This window comes from Desulfobacula sp. (genome assembly GCF_021107415.1).
Window position 1 is genome coordinate 1 of record NZ_JAIOSW010000279.1, and the last position, 7,280, is coordinate 7,280.

Here is a 7,280-nt window from a genome sequence, read left to right on the forward strand (position 1 = left end):
ATCAAGGTTAAGAGCTTTTTGAATGTTTTTTTCAATAAAATCAAACATGTCATGATCTGAAATCAGTGCATGTTTGACAATCTCGGCAAACCCGTTTGAAATTTCCTTTTTCGGCAGGGTATTTAAAAGGTCAATATCACAAATGACAAACTCGGGCTGGTTAAAGACCCCCACCATATTTTTATAGGAATCCAGGTTTACCCCGTTTTTTCCACCGACACTGGCATCCACCTGGGATAAAAGAGAGGTGGATACAAACCCGAAATTTACCCCCCTTAAAAAAACAGAGGCTGCAAATCCTGTAATATCACAGACAATACCACCGCCAATTCCTAGAATAAAGCTTGAGCGATCACAGGAATAACGGATAAGCTCCTTTAATATGGTTTCAACGGTTGCAAGGGTCTTGATATCTTCTCCGGTTCCAATGGTAATGATGGGAACATCTGGAAAATCTTTTTGATAATATTTTTTTATATTCTCATCTGTGACAATAATTGTCTGGGTGGAAGGCAGGTAGTTTTCCAGATTTTTAAGGCGTTCTCCAACATAGATGGAAGAAAGCCCTGACAGCCCGTTAACATGGAAGGTTTTCATTATTATTTTCCGACAATTGTATGGATGGCGTTCATTTTTTCCATGACTTCAATAAATTGCTCCGGGTATAAAGACTGCGCCCCATCGCTCATGGCTTTTTCCGGGTTGTTGTGAACTTCAATCATCACGCCGTCAGCATCTAAAGCGGCTGATGCATAAGCAAGGGATATAACCTGGTCCCTGACACCGGCTGCATGGCTGGGATCGATAATGATGGGAAGGTGGCTTTCTTTTTTGACTGCCGGCACAACAGAAAGATCTAAGGTGTTTCTGCTGTGTCTTACAAAGGTTCTTATCCCTCTTTCACAAAGAATGATATTGTTGTTGCCTTCTGCCATGATATATTCAGCCGCCATGAGCCATTCCTGGAGCGTGGCTGACATTCCTCTTTTTAAAATTACAGGCCTGTTCGATTTTCCGGCACGTCTTAAAAGACTGAAGTTCTGCATGTTTCGGCTGCCAATCTGGACAAGATCAGCATATTTTTCCACAAGATCAAAGTTTTCAACATCCATGGCTTCCGTTACAAAGGGTAATCCTGTTTTTTCCCGTACTTTTGCTAAAAGGACAAGGCCTTGTTTCCCAAGCCCCTGGAAAGAATAAGGAGAGGTCCTCGGCTTAAATGCACCACCTCTGAATAGTTTTGCACCGGCATCTTTAACTAACCTTGCAATAGATAGAACCTGGTTTTCGCTTTCAACAGCACAGGGGCCGGCAATTACAGGTAAGCTTCCATTGCCGAAAACAGCATCACCAATAGTAACGTGAGTATTTTCGGGCTTAAACTCCCGGCTGACAAGTTTATACGGTTTTGTCACCGGTGCGTTTACCACAGGTTGAATTTTTTCTTTACTTGTGCTTTTTTCCATTACGACTAACATTATGTTCCTCCATTTAGTTTTGTATCAGTATTCACTCTTTTGAGCAATAAAAAAGGCGGTTGGTTTTTACAGTCCTAAAATTAAAAATTTTTAATTATTGTTTGATTTTAGTTTGTCATCACGATACACTTTTAAAATTCAGTCAAAAAAGGCAGGGTATTGAAAATGGAATATATACGATTAAAAAATAAGACTCCCGATGCGGTGGAAGCATTTGCAGGCGGAATTGCCCATGATTTTAACAATCTTTTATCCGCAATTAAAGGTAGAGCATCACTGATGATGAACAGTGTAAAACCGTCTGATCCGCTTTATGTGCACATTGTGGAAATCATCCGATGTATTGATAAAGGATCTGAAATTGCAACCCAGTTGCTTGGTTTTGCAAAAGTTGATGAGTACTATACCCGCCCCATTGATGTAAACCGGCTGGTTCGAAAAGCAGTGGAACACCTTGATCTTAAAAGAAAAAAAATTGTTCTGGATGTGGATCTTGACTCAAAATCCCTGATCGTTGAAGCAGATCCTGATAAAATCAATCAGGTTTTTAAAAGCATTGTTGATAATGCACTACAGGCCATGCCAAAAGGCGGAAAGCTTTCTGTCACCACTGAATCCGGTGCTATTTTAAATGGAACCGCAGATTCTTACGGGCTAAATACCGGATTTTTCGTGAAGATTACCATAACAGACACTGGTATCGGGATGGATAAAGAGGTATTGGATAATATTTTTACTCCTTTTTATTCCGTAGACCATGAACGCCATCCTGAGAAAAAGGGACTGGGGTTAACGTTTGCCAGGGAGATCATTCAGAACCATAACGGGGTCATTGATGTGTGGAGTTCTCCAAACATGGGATCTTCTTTTTCCATTATTTTAGGTTTAAAGAAAACAGCAGATAATATAGATACCCCTACAGAAGATGAAAAGCTGGTTATGGGGAGTGAATCCGTCCTCCTGATTGATGACGAGGAGAGGATTCTGACGGTGGGCAGGGAAATTTGCAAAGCGCTTGGGTATAGCGTGATACTTGCGGCTTCCGGAAAAGAAGCATTGAAAATTTATAAAGAAAAAAAGTTAGAAATTGATCTTGTTATTCTTGATATGATTATGCCGGAAATGAACGGACTTGAGACTTTCCTGGAACTCAAGAAACTAAATCCCGATATTAAGGTGCTGCTTTCAACAGGGTATTCCATTGATGAGAAGGCACAGGAGATGCTCAGGCAGGGTTGCAAGGGGTATATTCTGAAACCGTATAGTGTCATTGATTTCTCGCATAAATTAAGAGAAGTTTTAAAATCGTAGATCGCCTCGAATCTTTGTCAACAGCTGTTTCCAAAGCTGCCAGTTCGTCTTATTTTTTCAGATAATTCAATCCTTGACACTTAGGGTGTGATTTTTTATAGTCCAAAAAATAATTTGAACACAACCACAGTTTTGCTAAAAAATATAACCTGAAGGTCACACGTAAGATGATTAATTTTGACTGTTCTGCGCCGGTAAGATTAAAAGGGGTTGGTGATGGTTTCTGGATCACAATTGATCCTTTTCACCCGGAAGATGTGCTTAAATCGGAAATAGACAAATTATTTAAGAATCTAAAACATCTGGCCATAAACGCAAGTGTGGTAATTGATGTCGGAGATGCCAAAGGCCATGATGATCTAATAGAAAATTTAAAATCATACTTAAAAACCAAGTTTGAAGTGGCAAAAGTATCTATTCCTCCTGAAAAACGATCTATTCCAACCGAGCAAACCCGTCAAAGGGATCTTTCAAAAGGTTGGAATCATCACAGAAGTGATGTTTTAATGCTCAGGGGCAGGGTCCGGTCCGGCCAGAAGATTGAATCGAAAAAGCATATTGTGATAGCAGGAGACGTGAATCCCGGATCGGAAATCAGTGCCGGCGGAGATGTCATAGTCCTTGGTAAACTTGCAGGAAAAGTCCATGCCGGATGTCCGAATGATGAAAAGGCCATTATTTTTACTCTTGAATTCAAACCGACCCAGGTTAAGATCGGGGAGATTGCCGCTGCCGGCATTGATGAGGAATTTAGTGCAAAACCGGAATACGCATGTGTTGAGGATGATGGAATCGTGGTAAAGGATTATATAAAGGAAAATCCTTTTCGGAAAATGCCTTGGCCGGAAGCAATTTAATTTAAGAATAGAGGTGTAAATTTGGAAGGTAAAGTAATCGTCATAACATCAGGAAAAGGCGGTGTTGGAAAAACCACAGCCACTTCCTGCATTGGTGCCGCCCTTGCCCTGGAAGGCAAAAGGGTTGCCATTGTTGATATGGATATTGGGTTGAGAAATCTTGATGTTGTAATGGGACTGGAAAACAGGATCGTGTTTAATATTGTTGATGTTGTTCTGGGAAGATGTAAAATCAGTCAGGCTGCTATCAGGGACAGAAGGATAGAAAATCTTTTTTTGATACCCGCGTCACAAAGTGATAATAAAGATGTTTTAACCACTTCCGGTGTTGAGCGGGTGGCAAAGCAGCTCAGAAAAGAGTTTGATTTTGTCATCATGGATTCACCGGCCGGCATTGAAAAAGGATTTGAAAATTCAATTGTCGGAGCCAATGAGGCAATCGTTATCTGTACCCCTGATGTGTCTGCTGTCAGGGATGCGGATCGTGTCATCGGGCTTTTATATTCAAGGTCATTAACGCCGAAACTGATTGTAAACAGGATTGAACCGGCACGGGTGGAAAGAGGAGAAATGCTCAGCCATGAAGATGTGCTTGAAGTTCTTTCCATTGATCTTGCAGGTCTTGTTCCCATGGACGAGCATGTATTGATTTCTTCCAATACAGGCACTCCGCTTGTCTTACAAAATGAATCAACGGCGGGTCAGGCATTTAAGCGCATCGCCAGACGTCTCAACGGGGAGGCAGATTTGCCTGTACAGGTTCCAGCCCATAAAACGAGTATGTGGAACAAAATCAGCAGAACCTTCGGGCTTACAAGATAAGGAGAATTGAATGTTAAGCATAAGCAGACTATTGAGAAGATTCACCGGTCAGAAAGCCAGCAAAGATACTGCTAAAAAAAGACTCCAATTTTCCTTAATATATGACAAGCTTGATCTGAACGACACAACCTTGACAGACCTTCAAAAAGATATTGTGGCGGTGATCTCAAATTATTTTGAAATCAATAAAGACTCCCTTGAACTTAAGGTTAAAAGAGATGATGATGTAACGGCATTGGTTTTTAATACACCGATTCTCCAATTAAAACGGAAAAGAGCATAATTTAGTCTTAAATTTTATCAAAGCACCGGAAAGAGAGATCACAGACTTATTCCGGTGGTTTGAATTTTTATGAAGATCATTATTCTTCTATTTTGGATACTTTAATCGCAAGTTCCTGAAGCTGTGCTGTTGATGCTTTTGATGGCGCCTGGGTCAAAAGGCAGGTTGCTTTTTGTGTTTTTGGAAATGCAATGACACTCCTGATGGAGTCTTCACGGCACAGCAGCATCATCAGCCGGTCCAGTCCGAAGGCGATTCCTCCATGGGGTGGTGCCCCGGATGCCAGGGCATCCAAGAGAAACCCAAATTTTTCATTGGCTTCATTTTCATCAATCCCAAGACAGTCTAATACTTTTTGTTGAAGTTCAGGGGAGTGAATACGAATACTTCCACCACCGATTTCAATTCCGTTCAACACCATGTCATAGGCCCTTGATTTAACCGCAAGAGGATCAGAGTCCAGCTTTTCAATGTCCTCCTCAACGGGTGCGGTAAATGGATGGTGCAGGGCTTGATAGCGTTTTTCTGTTTCATCATAATCAAGCAGGGGAAAGTGGGTCACCCAGACAAATTCATAGGTGTCTTCAGAAATCAGTTCAAGCCGTCTTGCCAGCTCATTTCTTAACTGGCCAAGGGCTTCATTTGTGATTTTCGGCTGGTCTGCCACAAAGAAAACAATATCCCCGGGTTCAAGATCAAGTCGTTTCCTTAAGGCATCCTTTTCTTCATCGGTAAAGAATTTTACTATGGGAGACTGCCATTGGTCTTCTTTTATCTTAATCCAGGCAAGTCCTTTTGCTTTATAAACAGCTGCAAAATCAGTCAGCTCATCAATTTGTTTTCTGGTAAAATCGGCACATCCTTTTGCATTAATGGCTTTAACAAGGCCGCCGTTTTTTACCACGTTGGCAAAAACCTTGAACCCGGCATCTTTTACAATATCGGAGATATCACACAATTCCAGGCCAAATCTGAGATCCGGCCTGTCAAGACCAAATTTTGTCATTGCTTCATCATAGGTGATCTGTGGAAACGGTGTGTCAAGATCAATATCAAGCACTTTTTTGAAAATAGCGACAATCATCCCCTCGGCTATTTCCATAATCTCCTGTTCATTAACAAAAGACAGCTCCATATCAATCTGGGTAAACTCGGGCTGCCGGTCTGCTCTCAAGTCTTCATCCCTGAAGCATTTGACGATCTGGTAATACTTGTCAAAACCTGCGATCATTAATAATTGTTTGAAAAGTTGTGGAGACTGGGGCAAGGCATAAAATTCCCCCTGGCTGACCCTGGACGGAACCAGATAGTCTCTTGCACCTTCCGGTGTACTTTTGGTCAAAAAAGGCGTTTCAATATCCACAAACCCTTTATGATCAAGATAGTTTCTTATTGCCATGGTGGCCGCATGTCTTGCCAGAATATTATTTTTCAGTTGGGGGCGTCTTAAATCCAGATATCTGTACTGCAAACGAATGGATTCCGATGCTTCCACCCGGTCTTCGATCTGGAATGCCGGAGTTTTGGCTTTTGAAAAAATACTAAGCTCGTCTATCAACACTTCAATGGCACCGGTTTTCATATTCGGATTGAGCATATCACCGGGTCGGGCAATGACCTTTCCTTTTACACCAAGAACATATTCATTCCTGATTCCCTGGGCTTTTTCATGAACCGCTTTTGAATTTTCCGGGTTAAAAACGATCTGGGTAATCCCTTCTTTGTCCCTTAAATCTATAAATATTACCCCTCCGTGGTCACGGCGGTGTTGAACCCAGCCCATTAAAACAACTTCTTTATTGATATCGGTGTCACCTAACTCACAACAATGATGTGTTCTCTTTAAATCTCCTAGTAAATCAGTCACTTAGTATTTCCTCTATATTATTTTTTTAGTATTTTGATCAGTTCGGGAACCAGGGTTTCAAGGCTAAGTGAAACCTGCTTTTTGGTATTCATATCTCTTAAAATAAGGGCATTTTTTGTCAGTTCATTTTCTCCTGCAATCAATACATATCGGGCATTGAGTTTGTTTGCCCGTTTCATAAGGGCTTTTAAGCTTTTCCCTCTGAAATCCATCTCAGTACGGATACCGGCCTGGTTCAGCTCGCAGGACCAGTGATATCCTTTTTCCATGGCTGCACTACCTAAAGAGACAATAAACAGATCAAGAGAGGGGGCTTTCTGAGTTTTATCAATTTGTTCCATGACTTCCACCAGACGGTCAAATCCAATGGCAAATCCGATGGCCGGTGTTTGCGGGCCGCCCAGCTCTTTGACAAGGCCGTCATATCTGCCTCCGCCTGCAATGGCACTCTGTGCGCCAAGGGTGGTGGTCTGAATTTCCCAGGCGGTTCGGGTATAGTAATCCAGGCCGCGCACCAGGGATTTGTCCACAATAAAATCAACACCCTGCTGCTCAAGGGTTGTTTTCACCGTGTTAAAATGATCTTCACACTCTTTGCAGAGATGATCCAGGGTGACCGGAGCATCTTGAATCGCTTTTTTGCAGCCTGTTACTTTGCAGTC

At 41.8% G+C, this 7,280-nt stretch carries 8 protein-coding genes; 4 read left to right on the forward strand and 4 right to left on the reverse strand.

Annotated features, from left to right (window positions below):
- Together K8S13_RS14710 and aroF are read right to left on the reverse strand one after the other, a co-directional pair.
- Positions 1-597 (reverse strand): 3-dehydroquinate synthase family protein (locus tag K8S13_RS14710; RefSeq protein WP_291463598.1); only part of this gene is annotated, 597 nt, incomplete at its 3' end.
- Positions 598-599: 2 nt separating this feature from the next.
- Positions 600-1,478 (reverse strand): 3-deoxy-7-phosphoheptulonate synthase, encoded by an 879-nt coding sequence (aroF, locus tag K8S13_RS14715; protein ID WP_291463600.1) that lies wholly within the window; start codon positions 1,476-1,478, stop codon positions 600-602.
- Between the two features lie 165 nt (positions 1,479-1,643).
- Between aroF and K8S13_RS14720 the strand changes: the two genes are divergently transcribed.
- The 4 genes from K8S13_RS14720 to minE all read left to right on the forward strand — a co-directional run bounded on the left by K8S13_RS14720 (position 1,644) and on the right by minE (position 4,751).
- Positions 1,644-2,789 carry a response regulator gene (locus K8S13_RS14720; protein ID WP_291463602.1) on the forward strand — a complete coding sequence of 382 codons (1,146 nt, stop codon included), beginning with the start codon at positions 1,644-1,646 and terminating at the stop codon, positions 2,787-2,789.
- Positions 2,790-2,956: 167 nt separating this feature from the next.
- Positions 2,957-3,646, forward strand: coding sequence for a septum site-determining protein MinC (gene minC / locus K8S13_RS14725; RefSeq protein WP_291463604.1), 690 nt, complete (start codon positions 2,957-2,959; stop codon positions 3,644-3,646).
- 21 nt (positions 3,647-3,667) lie between these two features.
- Positions 3,668-4,468: a septum site-determining protein MinD gene (gene minD / locus K8S13_RS14730; protein WP_291463606.1), complete on the forward strand. Its 801-nt coding sequence runs from the start codon at positions 3,668-3,670 to the stop codon at positions 4,466-4,468.
- Positions 4,469-4,478: 10 nt separating this feature from the next.
- Positions 4,479-4,751, forward strand: coding sequence for a cell division topological specificity factor MinE (gene minE / locus K8S13_RS14735; protein ID WP_291463607.1), 273 nt, complete (start codon positions 4,479-4,481; stop codon positions 4,749-4,751).
- A 79-nt stretch (positions 4,752-4,830) separates the two neighbouring features.
- On the opposite strand, the gene aspS is transcribed toward minE, so the two are convergent.
- Both aspS and K8S13_RS14745 read right to left on the reverse strand, forming a co-directional pair.
- Positions 4,831-6,618 (reverse strand): aspartate--tRNA ligase, encoded by a 1,788-nt coding sequence (gene aspS, locus K8S13_RS14740; protein ID WP_291463609.1) that lies wholly within the window; start codon positions 6,616-6,618, stop codon positions 4,831-4,833.
- 17 nt (positions 6,619-6,635) lie between these two features.
- Positions 6,636-7,280, reverse strand: a 645-nt coding sequence (locus tag K8S13_RS14745) for a His/Gly/Thr/Pro-type tRNA ligase C-terminal domain-containing protein (RefSeq protein WP_291463610.1), incomplete at its 5' end; no start/stop codon positions are given.